Origin of the sequence: Spirulina sp. CCNP1310, from assembly GCF_034932185.1 — a bacterium.
Lineage (GTDB): Bacteria > Cyanobacteriota > Cyanobacteriia > Cyanobacteriales > Spirulinaceae > Spirulina.
The window spans coordinates 1-23,015 of the sequence record NZ_JAYGHW010000074.1; the positions used below are offsets into that span (position 1 = coordinate 1).

Sequence of the window (23,015 nt, forward strand, 5' to 3'; positions counted from 1 at the left end):
AACTGGGAGATTGGAGAGAAACGGATGGTGTGAAGAGAGGATAAGTCACAAAAATAGAACTGATTTACTTCTGACAAAGGGTTTTGAACGAGTACTTTGCAAACACAATCTTTTTTTCGAGGTTCCCCCAAGATATTGCGGCACAAGAGTCTGTCGCTAATGTCCTAGGGCGATCGCTTTTTTTAATTTGATAAGACCCAGATTTACTCTGGGTCTTCTTGGCATTTTAACCTTTGGTCTCATTATGGTCTATCCCGATCATCTCCCTCGACTCTCTGCCCAAGAACTACTTCCTCCCCTGAATCCTTGGTTACGTTGGGGGGGGCTGACCCTTGGTGGAACAGCGATCGCCGCTTTCCTCCTCTCCGCCGTCATTCCTTACCCCGTGACGGTGACAGCCCCGGCCACTATCCGCCCTGTGGGAGAATTACGCCTTGTGGAAGCACCGAGGGCGGGTATTGTTCGGGAGATTGTTGTGGGGGAGCATCAAGAGGTCGTAGCGGGGGAAATTATTGCCCGACTTGATGACACCCCTCTCAAAATTCAGCAGGGGCAGATCCAAGGTTTGATCGACCGCCTCGACCAACAACTGGCACAAATGACCGTACAAATCACGGCAATGGATCGTCAAAGGGTGGCAGAAGAAGAGGGGGGTCAACGGGCGATCGCCTCAGCAAGGGCGGAATGGGTGGGACAAGAACAGGATTATCGCGATCGCCAACAAAACAACCAACAGGATCTAGCCATTGCCCACACCAACCGCCGTCAAGCTGAAGCCGAGTTAAAATCCGCTCAGGCCAACCTGGAAACCGTGGAAGCATCGCTACAAGCTGCCCGCGCCCAACAGCAACGTTATGAACCCATTGCCCAAAAAGGGGCCATTTCCCAAGATCAATGGGCGCAAGTTCAGTTAAGCGTCATTGAACAAGAACAAGCCCGCGTCCGTGCTCAACAGGAGGTTGAAGCTCGTCTACAAGGAATTCAAGCCACCCAGGCTACCTTAGAAAAAGCCCAAAACGGCCTCACTCTCAACAAGAGCGAGGTGTTAATTTCAGAACAACGTTTCGCTCAACAACAGGCCACCCGTGAAGCCACCCTCGCCCGCCTGCAACAGGAACGGGAAGCCCTAACCAGTCAGCACATTGAACTACAAAAACAGCGCGATCACGAACAACGGGAACTCGACCAACTAGAGCAAGAATTGCAACACACCCTCATCACCGCTCCTATCTCCGGCACAATCTTAAAACTGAACCTGCGGAACCCCAACCAATCTCTACAACCAGGGCAAGAAATCGCCCAAATCTCCCCCCAATTCATGCCCCTCATCATCGAGGCCAGAATTCCCAGCGCAGATATTCAAGGTTTAGCCGTGGGACAAACCGCCCAAACACGAATTTCTGCCTGTCCTTACCCGGACTATGGCATTCTCATCGGTCAGGTGCAGAGTATCTCTACCGATACCTTACATCCCCCAGGTGTTGTCCAATCTTTCTATAAAGTCACCATTCAACCGGAAACCCCCCATTTTGGGCGTGTTGGTCGTTCATGTGTACTGCAGGCAGGAATGGAAGGACGGACTGATATTCTCGGAGCGAGTGAAACACTGTTGCAATGGATACTCCGGAAAGTGAGGTTAAGTACAAACCTATAATGAGGTTGTAGTTTTGGGTCAATCTGCCTACTCTTTGAACTCGCGGGTTACCTGTGATCCATGTCTAGTGCTTTTGTACCTTTTTGCGTTAAGGGGTAAAATGGAGGCAATGTTTCGATCTGCCCTGCTCTTTCAACCCAAGAAATTATGAACAGTTGTGTTTTAATGGCGCACATTGTCCAAGCTCCTGAATTGCGCTTTACCCAGGATAATCAACGGCCCGTCGCTCAAATGCTCGTCGAGTTTGCGGGTTCGCGGGACAATGACCCCCCTGGCCAGCTTAAGGTGGTGGGCTGGGGCAATCTGGCGACGGAAATTCAAGAAAACTATCAGGTGGGCGATCGCATCATCATCCACGGCTACCTCCGGATGAACACCATCGACCGCCCCGAAGGCTTTAAGGAAAAGCGGGCCGAACTCAACGCCAGCCGTATCTATAAAGCGGAGGGCAACTTTGCCCCCGTAGCGGGAACCGCTCGACCCAGCAATGTCGTTTCCATGGAAAGCTACAGTCGTCCCATGAGTAGCCCCCCCGTGGAAAGCTACAATCGCCCCGTTAGCAGTCCCGCTGCCCCCCCGGAACCCGCGCCCCTTTCCAGCGAAGATTTAGACGATATCCCCTTTTAAAGATCTCTTAAATTTTCCACCGGCTCCGGGGCCAAAATATAACGGGCCACATCCCCCCCCGTTTCGGGGGAATTGAAGGCAACTACCGTTAAAAATAGGGGTTCCGGCCGGTCGGGATGGGTGACTTCATAGACACGGATCCCTTGGTCATCCCCCAAATCCGCCCGCTCTCGCAAGCTATAGCCCTGGGCTGCTAAACTCGCCCGTAGGTTGCCCGTCACGCTCCGCAGCGTTTCCCCCGGTACGGCATAACAATCTTCTCGATTTTGACAACCGGCAACTGCCCCGGCCATGTGGGGAAAATCCGGGATTAAATCCGTTGGTTCCGGTTCAGGACTAGGACTAGGTGCGGGGCCGGGTTGTGGGGTTGGGGAAGGTTGGGTTTCAGGGTTGGGGGTTTGGGGGGGTGAGGGTTGTGGGGAGGGGACGGAGGCGTTGGCTTGAGGGGGGGGCGGTTGCGGATTGGGCGGCGGCGCAACAGTTCGGGCGGGTTGCGGGTTGGGTTGGGGCCTTGTTGGGGGGCGATGGGATCGAGGTGTGGGGGTTGGGGTTGAACTTGGGATGGGGGGACGTTGGGGTGTTGGGGTGGGTAGGCGGGTGATGGGGACATTTTCCACCTGCTCCAGTTCCGGTTCCGGCGGCGGGGGACTGGCGGGAAGGGGAATCAGAAGAATGCCTCCATGGAGGAAGCTGGCCACTGCCACCATTGCCCCAAAGAGCAGGGGCGATCGCCCCCGCTCTTTTTGGGTATTCAAGGCGTATGGAGAAGGAGGTAGATGGGCAGCCACAGGCAAAAACGGGTGAATTGTACAACAGTAGGGGCGAAAAATTTTTCGCCCCCCAAGGGTCAAAATTATCGCCAACCCACCTGATCCATCAGGCGAATCGCTTCCGCTTGGTTTTGGCCAAACTTCACCGCCCCCGTTTCCAAGTCAGCTTTAAAGTCCCCAAACCCAGCAACGACCGGATCTAATGGCGCTCCCGCCACCACCGGATATTCATTATTGCCACTGGAAAAATAGCCCTGGGCTTCCGGGGTGGTGAGATGTTCGAGGAAGGCGATCGCCCCCTGCTGATTGGGAGCATGGCGCAACACCCCCGCGCCGCTGATATTGACATGGGTTCCACGATTATCCTGATTGGGGAAAAAGATCCCCACCTTTTCCACCACTTCCCGATCCGCTGGATTCTCAGATTTCGCCAAACGGGCATAATAATAGGTATTCGCGAGGGTAATATCCCCCCGACCCGCAGCACAGTCCTGAATTTGAGCCGTATCATTGCCCTCCGGCGGTCGGGCAAAGTTACGCACCAAGCCCCGCAACCATTCTTCTGTACGGGCTGTGCCATGAACCGCAATTAAAGAAGCCACTAGGGATTGATTATAGATATTGCTCGAAGAGCGCATCAGGATCTTGCCCCGCCATTTAGGGGTGGCAAGATCTTCATAAGTGGAAAGTTGAGCCGGATCGACGCGATCGCGATTATAGAAAATCACCCGCGCCCGCGTCGAAAAACCAAACCAGCGGCCCTGGGGGTGGCGGAGCGCTTCCGGAATCCGACTCTTCAAAATTTCTGAATTCACCGGCACCAGCAAATCCTCCTGCTCCGCCATCCAGAGATTCCCCGCATCGACGGTAATCAACAAATCCGCCGGACTGTTGCGCCCTTCACTTTTAATTCGGGCGATCAACTCATTGGCCGTAGCTTCAATTAAGTTTGTCCCCATCCCACTACTGCGAGCAAATCCTGCAAATAGAGCTTCATCCGTATCATAGTGGCGGGAAGAGTAGAGATTCACCGATCGCCCCTGGGCTGATGTGGGACGTGAACCCCGTAAATCCCCTAAAACCAAGGCAGTAATGGCAGTTCCACCCGCTAAAAAGAGCCGTCGTGTGAGCATAGTTATCCTGGGTAATGGTGCTTCAGACAAGGGAAAGAAAACCCCAGTGCTTGGGGTTTACTGTTGAAAGTTATTGTCAAAGGCACTATAACACTATTGCTATCTATTCTCAAATACCCGATCCAAATTTACCCCGCAGCCCAGGCCTATCCCTAGCTATCTCCATAGTCCGGGATTGAAAAATGCAGTAATGGGCAAAGTTCTTGGTAGACTGTAGTGATCATTGGGAGTCCTGTTGATTCGAGGTGGAGAGAAGAGGTTAATGCAAGTCATGGATGATGTGATGAGGCAAGCTCAACAGGGCAGCATGGCGGCGATCATTCAGATTCTCAATGAGGCCTTAATTGAGCAAAGGGTGCGCACCCGTGCTGTCCTTGCAGATCGGGTCTTACAACTGCTGTGCGAAGCCAATACCGCCGAGCAGCTAGAACCCAGTACGATTATTCCCAAGATCCGCGCTACCCTCGAAAGCTTGGAACCCCCCAAAATTCACCGAGTCAAACTCTACGGCCGCATTGCCCAAGAGCAACAACTCCATTGGTTAGAAGATGTCACCCGCAATCCAGAAAGCGAGCTGCTCTGGTCAGAGGAACTGGTGCTGCATCGTTCCCTTTGGATCCGGCGTTGGTTTCAACGACTCCAAATCGCCCTCACCCCCGATCAAACCCTACCGGCGGTAGAACTCAATGTTCCTGTCCTTCGCCACGGCCTGCCCCCCATGCTCCGCAATACCCTAGGGTTAGCCCTGCTCTGTGGGGTTAGTTTTATGACGGGTTGGGGTTATCACCATTGGCAATCGCAAATAGAGGAGATCCCTCCCGCCGCAACCCCCATCACCGAGACCGCTCCCCCCGAACCTTCCCCCACCACAGTCGTACTCAATACCAACGGTGTACCCCTCCCCTCCGATGATCCCTTTGCCGATGCGGTGCGGTTAGCAGAGCAAATGTCCGTAGCCGGCCAAACCGCTGAAACGGCGGCTCAATGGGCTACTCTTGCTGAACAATGGCAACAGGCAGCCAACCTAATGAAGGCGGTTCCCCAAACCCATCCCCGCTATGCGACGGCTCAGGAACGGGCTTTGACGTATGCGGGATATAGTCAGGTGGCGCAACAAGAGGCGAATGCTCGGGGGGAGTAGGGAGCGGGAAGTGGGGAGTGGGGTTGGGCGCGTATAGTTGAACAAGGGAGTTTTCAACTCTCTGATTAACTCAATCGACTCTTTTCACAGCGTAGGGGGTGGGGTATGTCCGGGTTTGCAATACAGGAAATTCATCAGCGTATTTTACGACTGCTTAACAACCACCAAAAACCGAATGTGCAGTTGGGGGCGATCGCTCAAGTTTTGGGGGAGGGCCTTCAGGCCCAAGCCTGTTTAATCCTTCCGGTTCCCCACACCCACCACCATTTAGCAGGGTATTGGCAAGGGGGAGAGGGCAATGAGAAGGCGATCGCGGCTCGCCTCAAAGCCCGGTTATATGCTCAATCTCCTCAGGGGCATGGCTCCACCCCTTCAGCCTTGGGCTATTATGAAATTCCTTTACACCAGGGGGGAACCCTGCGGTTTGGCCATGGCGATCCCCAATGGCAACCGGCTTTGACGGAAAAAGAACAGGTTTATCTCTTAGATACGGTGGCGATCGCCCTAGCTCACATCGAACTCCAAACCCAACTCGATTGGCAAGCCGACGCGCACAGCCTCTTTGATCGACTGGGGGAAGCCATGCGCCAAGCCACCGACATTGATGATCTTTTTCAAGTCACCCTGAGCGAACTCAGCCCCTTCCTCCAGATGGAGCGCAGTTTCGTCACCCTGTTTAAATACAAAAACCCCCTCGCCCAACAGCCCTACAACCACGCCAAAGGAACCATCGTCAGCCGGTGGCAAGGGGACAACATTGCCCCCATCCCCGACATTGAAACCTTTAGCTTACGAGATTGTCCCTATTGCCTCCAAGCCTGGCATCAGGCCCCCACCCCTGCCGTCTTTCACTACGATGAACAGGATCCCAATGTTGCCGCCAGCATGACCCTCTGGAATTGGCAGGAATTTCCCACCCTTTTACTCTTACCGTTAATGGGTTCTAACATCACCTATGGCCATCAAGAAACCCGCCTCGTTATTGGCTTTATTGGTTTACAACAAAATAGCCCCCAATCCTGGCCAAAAATTAATCTTGAAGCCCTCCGTTGGGTCAGTACCCAAGTCAGCACCGCCATTATTCACCACAACACCCTCAAACAGGTACAAATCCTTGTTGATAAACGCACCGCCCAACTCAAAGGCAGCTTAGATGTACAAGCCCGCCTCTTTGAAAAAACCCGCCAACAGGTCGATCAACTGCGTCATTTAATCGAACTTAAGGATGAATTTCTGGATTCCGTCAGCCATGAACTGCGCACCCCTTTAACCAGTATGAAAGTAGCAATTCAAATCCTCCGTCAGCCAGAACTTTCCACCGACCGCAAACAAAAATATTTAGATCTATTGGAACAGGAATGGCAACGGGAATGCGATTTAATTCAAAATCTTTTAAAACTGCAACAATCAGAATCACAATCTTTGCTATTATCCTGGCAAGATTTTGATCTGATCGAATTTACTGAACCGTTGATTGCTGCCTTTGAACAGCGTTGGACGAGTAAACACCTGACGGTTAAAATGATCACATCCGCTACACCGTTTATTATTTGTTCTCACCCTGAGGGCCTAGAGCGAGTGATTAATGAATTGCTCACCAATGCGGGGAAATATTCCGCCGCTGATACAATTGTCGAGATTGAAATGGGCTTTGCTCAAGAGCAGTTAGTGATTGAAGTGCGCAACTATGGGCCAGGGATTTCACCGGAGGATCAGGAGCATATTTTTGATAAATTTATGCGGGGTCAGGGGGTGACACAGCAGGGGATTGCCGGGACGGGGCTAGGGTTGGCGTTAGTGAAGAATTTAATGAAGCATTTAGGAGGACGGGTTGAGGTGCGCAGTCAGTTGGAAACAGAGGAGGAGCTAGGAGAAACCTGTTTTACGCTCTATCTCCCCATCAATCCAGCGGGCCTGATTGTCAAATAACCGCCAACATTTGTAGTACGAACTTCAGCTTAAATCAATGGTGCGTCCGCCGTGATGCTGCTCTTTGGCATTATAGATTAATCACTCTGATCCACCCTACGCTTGAGTTGTAGGGTGCGTCAGACAAAATGGGTGCATCTCAGTTAGGCGACTATGCCCTCATCCCCCAACCCCTTCTCCCAAGGAGGGAGAAGGGAGGTTTCCAAAGTGAGATGCACCCGACAAAACTATTGGCTCCCATTACCGGAAATTAACTGCGGGATTAGTTGCGCTAGTTCTTTTAAGCGCACGGGCTTACTGAGGTATTCATTGGCTCCGGCGGCAAGACAGCGATCGCGATCGCTCTCCATCGCTAACGCCGTTAACGCAATCATGGGTGTTGTTGCCAACGCCTCAATTTTGCGAATCCGTTGCATTGCTTCTAAGCCATCCATCTCCGGCATTTGCACATCCATTAAGATTAAATCCGGTAACAATACCACCGCCTGATCAATGGCCTCCTGCCCATGCCTCGCCACTTCAATGCGGTAGCCCTTGGCGATTAAATAACTAGAAATGGTGCTGATATTGGCTTCATTATCTTCCACCAATAAGAGCAACGGCTGAGACGATTGCTCCGATAGCCTCAGGGAATCAGACTGTGTTAATCCAGCCTCAAACTGATTCTGCTGACCTTGGGGAAGCGCCACCGCAGCTTGATAGGGAATATCAATCATAAAACAACTGCCCACCCCCAATTCACTGGTTAAACTCACCTGACCCCCATGGAGTTCTGCAATCCGTTTGGTTAAGGCCAAGCCCAGGCCCGTCCCTTGATATTGCCGATTGAGGGCGCTATCAATTTGCATAAAGGGTTGAAATAAATTCTGAATATTGTCTGAACTAATGCCAATGCCTGTATCCTCAATGGCAAACCGGAGCCATGGTTTTTCCTGCTCTGGAGCTTGGGGGGGGATCACCGTAACTGTTAAGGTTACTTGTCCTTTTTCGGGAGTGAACTTGACAGCATTGTTGAGTACATTAATTAACACCTGACGGATCCGCCGTTCATCGAGGACAATATCCGGTAGATCCGGAACATTGACCACCAGTTGGATTTGTTTTTTGAGCGCCTGTTGTCGAACAAAGGTGAGGCTGGATTGACAGAGGGGGGCGATCGCCGTCGGTGCGCATTCTAACTCCACCTGCCCCGCTTCAATCTTGGCCACATCTAAAATATCGTTGATCAGCGATAGCAAATGAGAACCGGCCCGTTCAATGGTTTCTAGGGCCTTGAGTTGTAGGGCATTAATACCGCCAAACACCTGATCCTGTAACCCTTCTGTCATGCCCAGGATGGCATTGAGGGGGGTGCGCAGTTCGTGGCTCATATTGGCTAAAAATTCATCCTTGAGGCGGGTGGCGCGGAGCAGTTCCTCATTGCGCTGGGTGATTAGCGCTTCTGCCCGTTGACGTTCTTGTAACTCGATTTGTAGTTGTTCATAGAGTAGGGCCTGCTGAATGGCGATCGCCAACTGATTGGCCAATTGATGCCCCAGATCAATTTCCGCCCGATGCCAATGGCGGGGGCCATTACATTGATGGATGCACAGTAACCCCCATAACTCTTGGTTACAAAGCAACGGCATCACCAAGTTCGCTCGCACCTGAAATTGGGCGAGAACATTCGTATGGCAGGGGGTCAGGCCAGAGTGATAAAGATCATCCACCACATAATAGCGCCCTTGGGCATAGAGGTCAGCGTAGTTTTCGCCAAAGCAGCGGTCATGGACGCAGCTCCCCAGCACGGAAGGAAAACCGTTGACCACCGATTCCGCTAAAAATTCCCCATTTTGGTGGCCAGAGTCGGGCTGGAATTTGAAAATGCCCACCCGATCCGCCCGGAGACAGGCGCGAATTTCATCGCAGGCCGTATTAAAAATGGTTTGCAGGTCGAGGGATTCCCGGATCCGTTGGGTGATCTCCCGCAGGAGCATTTCCCGCTCTGCCTGTTGGCGCATGGTTTGTTCTGCTTGGTGACGTTCCGTGACATCTTGCATCACCGCTAAGACGTTGGTTTCCCCCTCTGGGGTTTGTAAAAGGGAGGTGGCGATCGCCAAAATTCGGTGGGAGCCATCCCGGTGGCGAATCGTCCATTCTTCGGACTGGATATGATCCCCTTGACGCATGGCGGCCATGCGAGCGATGGCCTGGGCCTGCACCTCTGGGTCGGGGTAAAGGGTTTGATACCAGCCCAATTGATTGATTTCCCCTTGGGTATAGCCGGTGAGCACCTCCATTTGTGGGTTCCAAACGGTGAACTCAACGAAGGGATAATCGGGGCAAGCATGACAGACACATAACCCTTCCCCCAAATTTTCTAAAATCAATTGGCGAAACGTATTTTCGGCTTTGATCTCCTGTTCCGCCTGAAGGCGTTCCCGAACATCGTGGAATACGCCCTGGATAATCGTTTCTCCCCCCACCTCAATCACTGAGCCGCTGATATCCACCGGCACGCGCTCGCCATCCTGCCGGAGGATGTCCAGATTGACCCCTTGGAACTGTTCCCCGCTGGCTAGGGCTTCAAAGGCTGCAACGACGCTCGGTAGACTTTCGGGGGGGTGGAGTTGGGTGAAGTGCATACCCACCAATTGAGGGCGTTTGTACCCCAAAAGGAGGGCGGCTTTTTCGTTGACTTCGATAATGTAGCCCTCGGGATTGGCTAAGAGAATGGCATCGCTGGCCCCTTCCATCAGGGCTTGGTAGCGGGCTTCGCGGGCGGTGAGGGCGGCGGTGCGATCGCTCACCCGCGCTTTCAGATCGGCGTTCAGTTGAGCCAGTTCTAATTCCGCCTGTTGGCGATCGCGCATTTCCGCTTGGAGTTGCTGATGTTGGATGGCCTGTTGGAGGGCGATAGCCAATTGCATCGAGAGCGATCGCAAAAATTCCACCTCCGTGGGTTGCCAATTGCGGGGTTGGGTTTCCGCCACATTGAGCAGGCCCCATAACTCATCCCCACAGCACAGGGGTACTAAAATTTTCGCCCGCGTCTGAAGTCGGATCAGCATATCCCGGTGACAGTCTGACATCTCTGTGGTGTAGATATCCGGCACCACGCGAATCCGTCCCTCGCGATAGGCTGCCCCTTGGGTTTCCTGAAAATAGCTGTCGTGAATCCGTTCCCCGATCAAGGAAACGTCGGAATGGGTGGATTCTGCCACCACCACGGTGGCCCAATCCGCCTCAAACCGCCAAATATTGACGCGATCGCACCCTAAAATTTTCCGCACCTGAGAGACAGTCGTGTCTAAAATCACGGAAACATCCAGGGAGGCGAGAATTTGAGCCGCCAACCCCGCCATGAGGCGATCGCGCTCCGCCTGGATCTGAATCATGGCAGTGCGCTCTTTCACCTGCCGCTCCAACTCCGCCGCCCGGATATCAAACAGCGAAATCCGCTCCGCCTCCAAACACATCACCTGTTTCTCCAAACTTTCCGCGAGGCTGTAGAGTTCAAGGGGATTAAAGACTTTTAAAATACTGCTTTGGGTGATCATACCCAGCAATTCCCCCTGTTTGCCGACCACAATCACCTGGTGAATCCGGTGCTGCTCCATGAGTTGCTGCACCGCCCAGAGGGATTCCTCCGGGCTAATCGTAAATACGGGAGTACTCATGACCTTGCGGGCCATGGTTTCCGTTAAACTCAGGCCCAAGGCTTGGAACTGCACCAAATCCCATTCCGTTAACAGCCCCACCGCCCGCTCACAGGGTGTATCTACAGTACCCCCCAACACAGCCACCACCACCACATTCGCCTGATGCTCCGCCATCAACCGCGCAATTTCCAGCATTGAGCAATCTGGCCCGGCGGTCAGCACCGAGCGAGTCATCATCTCTCCCACAAAGCGTAGACGTAAGAGATGAGTCGAGCTTTGTTGCCAGAGACTCACATGGGTAATCAAGCCCAGAAGGCGATCGCCATCGTCAACAATGGGTAAGTGGCAAATCTGCTTCTGCTTGAATCGTTCAATAATCGTAAATAAATTGGTGAAGTTCGATAGACGGTGGGTAATCACGGGTTGAGTCATCACCTCCGCCACCCGGAGATCCGTGAGGGACTGTTGCTGGGCGCTGAGGCGCACCACATCCCGCTCCGTCAGGATTCCCACCACCCGATTTTCCGCCATAACCAACACACAGCTTGCTTTCGCTTTGAGTTGGAGGCTCTGTTCGGTGAGTTGCTGAGTACTGCAATGGGCATAGGTTTTGCCCATGAGGGCGATCGCCTCCTGAACAGTCGTGTCCGGGGACACCGTTAACGGATCCGGGAGAATCGCACCTTGTAATTCCACTGGACTGAGATGATCATGGGGAAAATTCACAGGACAATCGCTCGCAGGGATAACAAACCAATGGCAGAGGCTCTAGCTTTTCCACCTAAAATCCACTGCAACCACTATGTTGAGGGAGTGGAAGTCGATGAAACGAACAACCACTACACTTAAATAGTCAAACCAGAAACCATGAATCTATACCGCTTTTACCGATAACATCTCGCACAGGCTACCACTGAGGGAGCAGACTAAAGTCGTTCTTTCCGAGGGCTGAGGGCGCAGACTGCAATCCACAGGACGAACCATCACTGTGCTGACCTATTAAGACAAAGGCTATACCTATCTGAACCATAGCAGATTTCATCCCGCAAAAATACCCCAATGTTTCGTTTTTCAAAACTTCATCTCGATTTAATTTTTTTTTAAGATAATTAAATCAATCCAGTTCAACGGATCTACAGCTTTTATTGATCACCTGCCTAGAATCTATTGCTGAGGGCGCGGACTTCAGGCCCCATGACAAACCCCTCAACCCTCCCCATTCCCTTTACTCCTCATATGGCTCTGAGCTAGGATTTGAGCAACAACCCCCAACAGTCTCTCTCTAGAACATGAGCCAAAAAAACGAAACCGTTGCCCTCGTTCTCGCCCTTATGATCACCGGCAGCCTTGTCGGGGGTGGAGCTTGGTGGTTCCTGGGCCGTTCTCCAGAACCCACCGCTGAACAGAATCCCACGGCTTCCCCCGGAACCGTCACCGCTAACCCTGGCCTCACCTTCACCAATAAATTTGCGATCCCCAACCAAATTCCCACCGGAACCCAACTCTGGATCGATGGCTCTACGAGTATGGCGCAATTTAATCGGGCGATCGCCGATAGTTTTAAATCCCAATTTCCCGGCGCAGTAATCACCCTCCAAGCTCGGGGAACCACCGAAGGCATCAACGCCCTGATTGCCGGTCAAGTCGATATCGCCGCCTCCTCCCGCCGACTCACCCCCGAAGAAACCAGCCAAAGCCTAGATGCTGTCCCCGTTGCCCCGGATCAACTGGCCCTCGTCGTCAGTATCAATAACCCCTTTCGCGGCGGCTTAACCAAAGCCCAAGTCCAAGGTATTTTTACCGGCCAAATCACCAACTGGTCAGAGGTGGGCGGCCTGAATCAACCGATTCGCCCCTTCAATCGTCCGGCGGTGAGTGGAACCCACAGCACGTTTAAAGAAATGGTGCTTCAGGGTCAAAATCCCAGCGGCCCCAATCTTGTCCAAATGGAAAGGGATGAAACCACCGGGATGCTCCAACAATTAGGCAATGATGGCATCGGCTACGCCACCGCCCAACAGGTAGCCAATCAACAAACGGTGCGGATTGTCCCCATTGATAGCCTCAACCCCTTTGATGCGGAATATCCCTATCAACGCACGCTCTATTATGTCTATAAAAATCCCCCTAACCCCTCAGTACAAGCCTTTTTAGGGTTCCTCAATAGTCCGGCGGCCCAAGCCGCAATTCAGGGTACAAAGTAGGGGCGAAAAATTTTTCGCCCTCATTTTTCGCCCTCATTTTTCGCCCCTACGGGGAATTTCTACCCAGATCAAAGGGCTAATTCATCCAGATATTGCCAACAGGCGGCGGGAACGAGGCGATCCGGGTTGGTTTGTAATTCCCCCAGGGGAATCCAACGGGCTTCCTTGGTGCGATCGCCCTCCTGAAAAGGAACCACATCGCGATCATAAAATTGCTGATCGACAAAATCTGCCCGGTAGAGTTGAATCATTTCATGGTGGGGGGTGTTTTTGTATGAGAAGAGACTTTCAATACAGCCCAAATAGGAAATATTTGCCAACTCTGCCCCCAATTCCTCCTGAAATTCCCGCTGGAGTGCCTCCCGACTGGTTTCGCCAAACTCCACCCCACCCCCCAAGGCCCGGTAAAACTCCCGACCTGTTTCCGGGTCATGGCCGAGGGAAAGGAAAAAATCATCACCACGGTGAATTAACGCTAGGGCGATCACCCGAATCTTAGGCTTTTTACTCATGAATTTTGCTTAATTAAACAGGGCTTGATGGCGTTGTTCGAGGGGCCAATCTTCATTTTCTCCCCCAAAAATAACCTGGTGGATGGCAATATAGTCATTGCTTAAATGGCTCAGGGCATTAATTAACACATCCAGAGCAATATTATCACTGGTTCCTAAATCAAACCAGCAGCGGCCCCAAGTCCCTAAATATTCAAATTCTCCCATGTTGTGCATCGGGGCCATCATCGCTTGCTCTGCCTCATCTTGGCGATAGTCGAGATAACTTAGGTCTTCGCCGTATTCGCTCACTTGCAAATTTTCGGCATTAAATGCCCCCAATTTGCCCAAATAAAACCAAGAGTTAAAGACCTCTTCTAGATATTGCTGCTCTTGGCCAGTAGCAACAGTTTCAAACTCGATCCAAATCCACAGATCGAAGGGGTTAAATTCACGGAAAGAAATTTGCATGATGGTTTTGAATAGATCTTTGAGGGGGTGATTGCTTCCTGTCTTCCTGAGAGAGGGGAGCGGTGAGGGGGGGGCTTTTGCCCGGTGGGGGTGTGAGTTCTGGGCTTCTGGCGGGTGGGGGCGTGAGTTGGGGGCTTCTGGCGGGCGGGGGCGGGAGTTGGGGGCTTCTGGAGGAAGGCGGGGTGAGTTGGGGGCTGGTTAAGGGTGGGGGCGTGATGGGGGGATTGATCAAGGGCGCGTTTGGGGTATCGGTTAGAGGTTAAGCGGTTGAGCATTTAAATTTCTGCCCCCAGTTCGTTAAAGGGTTCACCGTGGGAAATCAGCGGTTTAAACGCATCAGCTTAGTTTTTTACTTTACCAAAGCGGCGATCGCGGGTTTGGTAGTTGAGCAGGGCTTGGTGGAAGGCTTCCCGGTCAAAATCGGGCCAGGCGGTTTGGGTGACATAGATTTCAGAATAGGCCATTTGCCAAAGCAGGAAGTTGCTGATCCGCATTTCGCCACTGGTGCGGATCAGTAAATCGGGGTTGCTCAATCCGGAAGTATAGAGGTGCTGCTCAAATAAATTTTCATCGATTTGATCGAGGCTGATCTGGCCCTGTTGGACTTTTTGGGCGATCGCCCGACAGGCCTGAATAATTTCCTGACGGCCACCGTAGTTGGTGGCGACGGTAAACTCCACATCCTGATTATTTTTCGTATCGTTCATCGAGCGGGAAATTTCCGCCTGGAGGGACGGCGGCAGCGCGTCCAAATTGCCCACAAAGCGAATCCGTACATTCTCCGCCATCATTTCCGCCAACTCCCGCCGCAACACCTGCTCAAACAGCGTCATTAAAAAATCCACCTCATGGCTGGGCCGGCCCCAGTTCTCCGTTGAGAAAGCATAGGCGGTGAGAGCAGGAATCCCCCAATCTTTACAGCAGCGCAGCAAATCCCGCAGGGAATCCACCCCCCGACGATGGCCCATCACCCGGGGCATCCCCTGTTGTTTTGCCCAACGGCCATTACCATCCATAATCACCGCCACATGGCGCGGCAAGCGGTCTCGCTCTAAATCCGAGGGTAACGTTGCCAAGAGGGAAGTTGACTTAACCATCATAAAAAGAATTGAAATGGCAGAATGGCCGGTATCAGATTAGCCCTCCATGCTATTACCCGAAAGGGGAGGGAATACCCCAAAATTGATACATTTCTTAAAATACACCCTCTATGGAAGTCGTGAACATTTTGGGGGTGGGTTGGGGGGAATAGGGAACGGGGAAGTGAGGGATTAGGGCCAGGGGTCGCGGTCGGAGAGGGGGCGGAAAAAACGCTGGAGGAAGACCCAGCCCTGTGCGCCCAATTGTCGGCTGATGCGACTGACGGCTTCTCGCTCTACGGTGGGGGCAAGGCGGTCTTTGAGTAACTCTCGCAGTTTACTACTGGTGAGGGGGCGATTCAACTGGCGATGTTCCGCGAGGGAAATGGAGCCGGTTTCTTCGGAAACGACAATACAGATGCAGTTATCCACCCGCTCGGTAATCCCCATCGCTGCCCGGTGACGGGTTCCCAACTGTCGAGAGGCGACCCGCTCCGAGAGAGGAAGGATAATTCCCGCTGCGATCACCCGTGAACCGCGCACATGGACGGCCCCATCATGGAGCAAAGTGCTGGTTTGAAAGATGGTTTGTAACAATTCTTTCGAGAGTTCGGCATTGAGGATCACCCCTGGGACGGAAAAAACCCGCTCATCAAGGGGATGGCTGGTTTCGATGACAATTAAGGCTCCGGTACGGTTTTGGGAGAGTTCTTTAATGGCATCGACCATTTCATCGATGATGCTGTCGGGGCGGAGGATGGGACGGGTGGAGGGTTTGAACAGTTGTAAAATCTCTCCCCGTCCGAGCCGTTCGAGGAATTGCCGAAATTCGGCCTGGAATACAACGGCCATGGCTACTGCTGAACCCAAGACCAAGCGTTCAAGGACAAAGCTTAAATGCCGCAGGCCGAGGCGATCGCTCACCACTGTGGCCAACATCAGTAAGATCAAGCCCCGCACCATCCACAGCGTTCGTCGCTCGCCAATCACCAGTAACACGGTGTAGGTGAGGACTAACACGAGGGCAATATCGATAAATTCGCGGAGCGAGAGCCAGGGAAGACTCACAAAACCCAATGAAAACATGAGTGAGGGTTGTGGGTGATCCTCCCCATTATCAACGATCTTCCCCCGTGGCCCGAATTGAATTGTAGTGAGGAGTGAGGAGTGAGGAGTGAGGAGTGGGGAGTGAGGAGTGAGGAGTGAGGAGTGGGGAGTGAGGAGTGGGGAGTGAGGAGTGATAGGGAATCTGGTTGTATAGATTAATTGGGTGGAGGGGCAAAAGATTTTTCGCCCCGTCTCAACCTCCCGCTATCCTCTCTTCTCTCTTCTCCATTCTCTCTTCTCTCTTCTCCATCCCCCTCATTTCCTACTTATGCCTTTAACCGGGCCGGGAGGCGATCACCCCGTACCAAATCTTCATAAGTTTCCCGTTCCAGGATTAACTCTGCCTCGCCCTGATGCACCACCACCGCCGCCGGCCGGCCAATGCGGTTGTAGTTGGAGGCCATGCTGTAGTTGTAGGCTCCGGTGCAGGGAACCACCAGCACATCTCCCGGTTGGGCAGGGGGCAACTGGGCATCATGGATCAGCACATCGCCGGATTCACAATGTTTCCCTGCCACTGTCACAGTTTCCGTAGCGGGGGCGGACATTTGGCCGGCGGCGACGATGCGATAGAGGGATTGGTAGGTGATGGGGCGGGGGTTGTCGGACATCCCCCCATCAACGGCGATATAGGTGCGAATACCGGGGACGGTTTTCGTGGAGCCGACGGTGTAGGCAGTGACGCAGGCGGTGGCGATGAGCGATCGCCCCGGTTCACAGATCAAGCGGGGTAGGGGTAGGTTGCGGGCTGCACAGGCGGATTCCACCGCTTGGGCGGCGGCTTTGACCCATTCGGTAATGCTCGGGGGATCATCGCTTTCGGTGTAGCGAATCCCCAAACCGCCGCCGATGTTGAGGGTATCAATGGGCAGGCCGGCGGCGATCGCCCCCGCCATCCAATCCACCAACACCCCCCCTAAATCCTGATGAGGTTGCCGCTCGAAAATTTGCGAACCAATATGGGCATGGAGGCCGGTGCAATGGAGTTGGGGCCGCGCTCCCACCCAGGCGAAAACTTCCGGTAATTGATTGGGATCAAAGCCAAATTTGCTATCAATGTGGCCGGTGCGGATGTATTCGTGGGTGTGGCATTCGATACCAGGGGTGAGGCGTAGGAAGATGCGGGCCGGGGAGCCGGGGGTGGCAAGATCCGCCAACAGGTTTAATTCCAGCCAATTATCAACAATAATCGTGCAACCCTGTTCCAGGGCATAGCGCAATTCTGCCTCGGATTTATTATTGCCATGGAAATAGATGCGATCGCTCCCTACCCCCGCTTGCAGTGTCGTATAGAGTTCCCCCCCCGACACCACATCAAACCCCAGGCCCTCACTAGCGACAATCCCACAGACCGCCAAACAACTCCAAGCCTTTGAGGCATAGATCACCAAAGATTCACCGCCATAATATTGGCGCAAACCCTCCCGGTATTGTTGACAAGCAGTGCGTAGGGTTTGCTCATCTAAAACATAGAGGGGAGAGCCATAGGTTTGCACCAGATCGAGGAGATCGCACCCCCCTAGGGTGAGATGGTCTTGTTCATTCACACCAGCGGTGAGGGGAAAGATAGCCTGATTGGGGGCAGTGTTCGGGGTGGATAAATACTGTTGTCCGGTGAGGATCGTGGCGGTCGGTTCGGTGGCTAACATCGGCAATCGTGAGGAATTTTGAGAGGGTTGACCCATCTAGTGTACAATTTTCCTTCGTGACTTTCCCCAACCTACGGATTCAACCTGTAACCCCCGCCGATCTTGCGGCGGTGGTGGAACTTGATCGCCAATGTTTAGGGGGAATGTGGGGATTGGAAAGCTACCGGCGGGAAATTGAAAGCCCCAATAGTGAGCTATGGGTGCTGAGTCCCGCCCTTGACGATCCACAAACCCCCGCGCTGATTGGCCTCGGTTGCTTCTGGGCAATTTTAGAGGAAGCCCACATTACATTATTAATGATCCATCCCGACTATCACCGCCAAGGCTTAGGGCAATTGTTATTGTGGCAACTCCTGGCCCAAGCAGCCCGGCGGGGACAAGCGAGGGCGACGTTGGAGGTGCGGGCCAGTAATGAGGGGGCGATCGCCCTCTATGAAAAATTTGGCTTTCAGCGCATTGGTCGCCGCAAGGGTTATTATCCCGAAACGGGTGAAGATGCGTTAATTTTTTGGCTCCAAGGCTTGCATCAACCCGAGTTTGCCCTAAAATTAGACCTTTGGAAGGCCCAAGTCACCCAGCACCTAACTCACCACGGCTGGCAGTTATCCCCCTTCGCTGCGCTGATCCCGCCCCCGTTCTCCACCTAATCCCTAGCCTTAATCGGCCCAATTTTCAAGGCGAAAACCGCCCCAAACTGATTCTGATTCACCGATCCCCCCAATTGGCCAGGGATCAAAATCGCTGTGCTAGAATGGGCAGACAATGGGCCAGCAACAGGTGATAGAGCATTATGTTTGAACGCTTCACAGAAAAAGCTATTAAGGTGATTATGCTCGCCCAAGAGGAAGCCCGTCGCCTCGGACATAACTTCGTGGGGACGGAGCAAATTCTTCTCGGGCTGATTGGGGAAGGCACAGGCGTTGCCGCTAAAGTGCTGAAATCCATGGGGGTCAACCTTAAGGACGCAAGGATCGAAGTCGAGAAAATTATCGGGCGTGGATCGGGATTTGTCGCCGTTGAGATCCCCTTTACGCCGCGAGCTAAACGAGTTTTAGAGCTTTCCCTCGAAGAAGCCCGCCAGTTGGGCCACAACTACATCGGCACTGAGCATTTGCTCCTGGGGCTGATTCGGGAAGGGGAGGGCGTGGCGGCGCGGGTGTTGGAAAATCTCGGGGTTGATCTGTCGAAAGTTCGCACCCAAGTGATCCGGATGTTGGGGGAAACTGCTGAAGTTTCCGCCGGCCCTGGCCAAGGGGGACGCACGAAAACCCCCACCCTTGACGAATTTGGCTCCAACCTCACGAACCTCGCCAAAGAAGGTAAGCTCGACCCTGTTGTGGGCCGCCAAAAAGAAATTGAGCGGGTGATCCAGATCTTGGGTCGTCGCACCAAAAATAATCCCGTGTTGATTGGGGAGCCGGGGGTGGGTAAAACGGCGATCGCCGAAGGCTTGGCCCAACGCATCGCCAACCAAGATATTCCCGACATCCTCGAAGATAAGCGGGTCGTCACCCTCGATATTGGTCTCCTCGTTGCCGGGACGAAATACCGGGGGGAATTTGAGGAACGCCTCAAGAAAATCATGGATGAGATCCGTTCCGCTGGCAATGTGATCCTGGTGATTGATGAAGTCCACACCCTCATCGGGGCGGGGGCTGCTGAGGGGGCGATCGATGCCGCCAACATCCTCAAGCCCGCTTTGGCGCGGGGCGAACTGCAATGTATCGGGGCCACCACCCTCGATGAATACCGCAAACATATCGAGCGGGATGCTGCCCTAGAGCGACGGTTCCAGCCGGTGATGGTGGGTGAACCCACCGTTGAGGAGACGATTGAAATCCTCTTCGGTTTGCGGGAACGCTACGAACAGCACCACAAGCTGAAAATTTTAGATGAGGCCCTCGAAGCAGCGGCAAAACTGAGCGATCGCTATATTAGCGATCGCTACCTCCCCGACAAGGCGATCGACCTGATCGACGAAGCCGGTTCACGGGTGCGCCTAATGAATTCCCAACTGCCCCCCGCAGCCAAGGAACTGGATAAGGAACTGCGCCAAGTCCTGAAGCAAAAAGACGACGCAGTCCGCGCTCAGGACTTTGATCAAGCTGGGGAATTGCGCGATCGGGAAATGGAAATTAAAGCGGAAATTCGCACCATTGCCGCCGCCAAAAAAGACGAAGGCACTAACAGCGAAGAAGGCCCCGCCGTTGATTCCGAAGAAATCGCCCACATCGTCGCCTCCTGGACGGGCGTACCCGTTAATAAACTAACGGAATCGGAATCAGAAAAACTGCTCCACATGGAGGACACGCTCCACCAGCGGCTGATCGGCCAAGAAGAAGCCGTCCGCGCCGTTTCCCGCGCCATCCGTCGCGCCCGCGTTGGCTTGAAAAACCCCAACCGGCCCATCGCCAGCTTTATCTTCTCCGGCCCTACCGGCGTAGGTAAAACCGAGTTAACCAAATCCTTAGCGGCCTACTTCTTCGGCTCTGAAGAAGCGATGATCCGCCTGGATATGTCCGAATACATGGAGCGGCACACCGTTTCCAAACTGATCGGCTCCCCTCCTGGTTATGTGGGCTACAACGAAGGCGGCCAACTCACCGAAGCCGTCCGCCGTCGCCCCTATACTGTCGTGCTGTTTGACGAAATCGAAAAAGCGCACCCCGATGTCTTCAATATGTTGCTGCAAATCCTCGAAGATGGGCGGCTCACCGATGCTAAAGGGCGGACGGTAGATTTCAAAAACACGCTGTTGATCATGACCTCGAACATCGGTTCTAAGGTGATTGAAAAAGGCGGTGGCGGTTTAGGGTTTGAATTGGAAGATGATCAAAACGAAGCCCAATACAACCGGATTCGTTCCCTCGTCAATGAGGAACTGAAGCAATACTTCCGCCCGGAATTCCTCAACCGTCTCGATGAAATCATCGTCTTCCGTCAACTCAGCAAGCCGGAGGTGAAGGAGATCGCCGATATTCTCCTCAAAGAGGTGTTCAAGCGCCTGACGGAGAAGGAAATCAGCCTCAACGTCACCGAGAAGTTCAAGGAGCGTCTCGTGGAGGAAGGCTACAACCCCAGTTATGGGGCGCGGCCCTTACGCCGGGCGATTATGCGCCTCTTGGAGGATGTGTTAGCCGAAGAAATTCTCTCCGGTCGTCTCAAGGGTGGCGATGCTGCCCAGGTGGATATCGACGAGGAAAATAAGGTGATTATTTCCCATCAAGATACCCAACGCATTTTGCTAGAGAAAAACTAAGGTTAGTCTAGCCTGTTGCTCACCCCTGGGTTCCCCCCAGGGGTTTTTGATTAATCAATTAATTAATCAATTAGCCAATTTTCAGTTTCTAGATCAATGATATTTTGAAAATGCTTTAAGTTATCAGTCACTAAAACAAAATTACGCGATCTTGCCACTGCTGCAATCATCGCATCCAATTCTCCTGTTGGCTTGCCAATGCGCTTGAGTTCCCCCTGAATTTTACCAAATTCAAGAGCAGCAATTGGATCAAAATCTACGATAGGCAGGAGATCGATAAACTGTTTAAGATTGGCTAAATTTTGCTCAATTTTTCGCGAATAAAAACGCCTTTATAAAGTTCAGCAATCCCAATACTGCTTAAGTAGCAAGCTTGAAAAGTGTTGTGCAAATTTGGAAACTGCATTAGGATGATGAGCCGGTGGCACTGAGTTGGGGTGCTGTCCTTTGGACTAAAATTTAGATGATTGCGTTCCCTGTATCGCGCCACTGTCTGAATCCCGCCTATCGTGAGCCGCATCCGGAGAGCGATCAGTACTGAGAAATTATTGTAGGGGCGATCTCCACTTTATAATGAAGGTCATAATGGATCGATTGTTATGCATGGAGGTAAATCATGATTGCACAGCTTAAATCTGCGGGGATGACGGTGGCGGAGTATCTGGCTTGGGAGGCAGAGCAACCGATTAAGCACGAGTATATTGATGGTGAGGTTTACGCAATGGCAGGAGCGACTTTACCCCATAATGATATTGCGTTGAATTTGTACAGCTTACTGCGTTCTCATCTTCGTGGGCAGGGTTGCCGTGTTAATGTTTCTGATGCGAAGGTGAAGGTTTCTGAGCAGGGGCCGTATTTTTATCCGGATCTGGTGGTGAGTTGTGATCAGGGCGATCGCCGTGCCATTGAAGCGATTCAATATCCTTGCTTAATTGTTGAAGTGCTTTCACCGAGTACCGGAGCATTTGATTATGGCCAAAAGTTTCAGTTTTATCGCCAAATTCCGACGCTTCAGGAATATGTTTTAATTGATGCGACTCAGATCAGAATTGATCGTTATACCAAAAATGCGGCGGGTAAGTGGGAGTTAACGGCTTATCCTGAAGATGGGGGAGATTTGGAGGATTGCCCATTAGAATTAAGCAGTTTGGATTTTCGCTGTAGTTTGGGGTTAATTTATGAAGATGTGGAGTTGAAGGGCGATCCCAATTTTGGTATTGAGTAAGTCCATGGGGGTTGGGGCGATCGATAAGCAGGCGATCATGCAATGTGGGTGTAGGGGCGTTGGCGTAAGCCTGCCGGAGGCACAAAAATTTTTCGCCCTCCCCAAGGGCTTAAAGTTGAACATTGGGTCTAACTTTGCGAGCGATCACTGGCGCGTTGGTAGAGTTGGGGAAGATGGGGCTGAAGACGGTGTTCTAGGTCTTCGGGAATGGGGATGTTCATGGGCGTTCCTCTGGTTGGGTGATTTGGTTGCCTTGGACTTCATGGGCAAAATTACCGATTTTAGCTCCTCTTAGATCATAGGTGATTGGGTTGGTTGTCGAGGGGCGATCGCTCTCTTGGGTTGCTTAACAATCCAGGGCCAACCAACTGAACAGTTCACCTAGGGTTAACGCTAATCCTTGGGCAAAGGGGGGGACAGGTACTTCTATTTCTGGTTGATCAAATATCTCCATCTCACCGCTGGGAAAGTAAACAAAGATGGTGTGCTCGTCGGGATCAATTAACCACCCCATTAATCCGCCATGTTTCGGTGATCCCCCTAGCGTGATGACGATCAACAGGCTTGGCTTATTTTAGCGGATCACCTTGATTCTGTGGAGGGGCGATCGCCTTGGGCTAGAATAGAATGGTGAT

General features: G+C 52.7%; 17 protein-coding genes. 8 read left to right on the plus strand and 9 right to left on the minus strand.

Annotated elements, in window-relative coordinates; translation table 11 throughout:
* Positions 1-244 precede the first annotated feature (244 nt).
* Entirely contained in the window at positions 245-1,654 is a 1,410-nt protein-coding gene (locus VB712_RS13345) for an HlyD family efflux transporter periplasmic adaptor subunit (protein ID WP_323255488.1), read from the plus strand.
* A 147-nt stretch (positions 1,655-1,801) separates the two neighbouring features.
* Positions 1,802-2,281 (plus strand): single-stranded DNA-binding protein, encoded by a 480-nt coding sequence (locus tag VB712_RS13350; RefSeq protein WP_323255490.1) that lies wholly within the window; start codon positions 1,802-1,804, stop codon positions 2,279-2,281.
* Here VB712_RS13350 and VB712_RS13355 read toward each other — a convergent pair.
* Positions 2,278-3,036, minus strand: coding sequence for a hypothetical protein (locus VB712_RS13355; protein ID WP_323255492.1), 759 nt, complete (start codon positions 3,034-3,036; stop codon positions 2,278-2,280). The two genes, VB712_RS13350 and VB712_RS13355, sit on opposite strands and share 4 nt — an antisense overlap.
* A 98-nt stretch (positions 3,037-3,134) precedes the next feature.
* On the minus strand, positions 3,135-4,184 hold the full coding sequence (locus VB712_RS13360; protein WP_323255494.1) for a Fe(3+) ABC transporter substrate-binding protein: 1,050 nt from the start codon (positions 4,182-4,184) through the stop codon (positions 3,135-3,137).
* 283 nt (positions 4,185-4,467) lie between these two features.
* On the opposite strand from VB712_RS13360, the gene VB712_RS13365 reads away from it, so the two are divergent.
* Together VB712_RS13365 and VB712_RS13370 are read left to right on the plus strand one after the other, a co-directional pair.
* Positions 4,468-5,325, plus strand: coding sequence for a hypothetical protein (locus VB712_RS13365; RefSeq protein ID WP_323255496.1), 858 nt, complete (start codon positions 4,468-4,470; stop codon positions 5,323-5,325).
* A gap of 105 nt (positions 5,326-5,430) precedes the next feature.
* Positions 5,431-7,254, plus strand: coding sequence for an ATP-binding protein (locus tag VB712_RS13370; RefSeq protein WP_323255498.1), 1,824 nt, complete (start codon positions 5,431-5,433; stop codon positions 7,252-7,254).
* 227 nt (positions 7,255-7,481) lie between these two features.
* On the opposite strand, the gene VB712_RS13375 is transcribed toward VB712_RS13370, so the two are convergent.
* On the minus strand, positions 7,482-11,621 hold the full coding sequence (locus VB712_RS13375) for a GAF domain-containing protein (protein ID WP_323255500.1): 4,140 nt from the start codon (positions 11,619-11,621) through the stop codon (positions 7,482-7,484).
* Between the two features lie 563 nt (positions 11,622-12,184).
* On the opposite strand from VB712_RS13375, the gene VB712_RS13380 reads away from it, so the two are divergent.
* Complete coding sequence (locus tag VB712_RS13380; protein ID WP_323255502.1) at positions 12,185-13,099, plus strand: phosphate ABC transporter substrate-binding protein; 915 nt, start codon at positions 12,185-12,187, stop codon at positions 13,097-13,099.
* A 68-nt stretch (positions 13,100-13,167) separates the two neighbouring features.
* Here VB712_RS13380 and VB712_RS13385 read toward each other — a convergent pair whose 3' ends face one another.
* The 5 genes from VB712_RS13385 to lysA all read right to left on the minus strand — a co-directional run bounded on the left by VB712_RS13385 (position 13,168) and on the right by lysA (position 17,896).
* Positions 13,168-13,611, minus strand: a complete 444-nt coding sequence (locus VB712_RS13385; RefSeq protein ID WP_323255505.1) for an NUDIX hydrolase — start codon at positions 13,609-13,611, stop codon at positions 13,168-13,170.
* A gap of 9 nt (positions 13,612-13,620) precedes the next feature.
* On the minus strand, positions 13,621-14,061 hold the full coding sequence (locus VB712_RS13390) for a DUF3531 family protein (protein WP_323255507.1): 441 nt from the start codon (positions 14,059-14,061) through the stop codon (positions 13,621-13,623).
* Positions 14,062-14,402: 341 nt separating this feature from the next.
* Entirely contained in the window at positions 14,403-15,158 is a 756-nt protein-coding gene (gene uppS / locus VB712_RS13395) for a polyprenyl diphosphate synthase (RefSeq protein WP_323255509.1), read from the minus strand.
* 174 nt (positions 15,159-15,332) lie between these two features.
* Positions 15,333-16,226: a diadenylate cyclase CdaA gene (gene cdaA, locus VB712_RS13400; RefSeq protein ID WP_416236345.1), complete on the minus strand. Its 894-nt coding sequence runs from the start codon at positions 16,224-16,226 to the stop codon at positions 15,333-15,335.
* Between the two features lie 287 nt (positions 16,227-16,513).
* Positions 16,514-17,896, minus strand: coding sequence for a diaminopimelate decarboxylase (gene lysA / locus VB712_RS13405; protein ID WP_416236346.1), 1,383 nt, complete (start codon positions 17,894-17,896; stop codon positions 16,514-16,516).
* A gap of 56 nt (positions 17,897-17,952) precedes the next feature.
* Here lysA and rimI point away from each other — a divergent pair, with 56 nt between their 5' ends.
* Both rimI and VB712_RS13415 read left to right on the plus strand, forming a co-directional pair.
* Positions 17,953-18,543: a ribosomal protein S18-alanine N-acetyltransferase gene (rimI, locus tag VB712_RS13410; protein WP_323255515.1), complete on the plus strand. Its 591-nt coding sequence runs from the start codon at positions 17,953-17,955 to the stop codon at positions 18,541-18,543.
* A gap of 143 nt (positions 18,544-18,686) precedes the next feature.
* On the plus strand, positions 18,687-21,155 hold the full coding sequence (locus VB712_RS13415; RefSeq protein WP_323255517.1) for an ATP-dependent Clp protease ATP-binding subunit: 2,469 nt from the start codon (positions 18,687-18,689) through the stop codon (positions 21,153-21,155).
* A 62-nt stretch (positions 21,156-21,217) separates the two neighbouring features.
* On the opposite strand, the gene VB712_RS20520 is transcribed toward VB712_RS13415, so the two are convergent.
* Positions 21,218-21,466 carry a type II toxin-antitoxin system VapC family toxin gene (locus tag VB712_RS20520; RefSeq protein WP_416236347.1) on the minus strand — a complete coding sequence of 83 codons (249 nt, stop codon included), beginning with the start codon at positions 21,464-21,466 and terminating at the stop codon, positions 21,218-21,220.
* 305 nt (positions 21,467-21,771) lie between these two features.
* On the opposite strand from VB712_RS20520, the gene VB712_RS13420 reads away from it, so the two are divergent.
* Entirely contained in the window at positions 21,772-22,380 is a 609-nt protein-coding gene (locus tag VB712_RS13420; RefSeq protein ID WP_323255519.1) for a Uma2 family endonuclease, read from the plus strand.
* Positions 22,381-23,015: the final 635 nt, after the last annotated feature.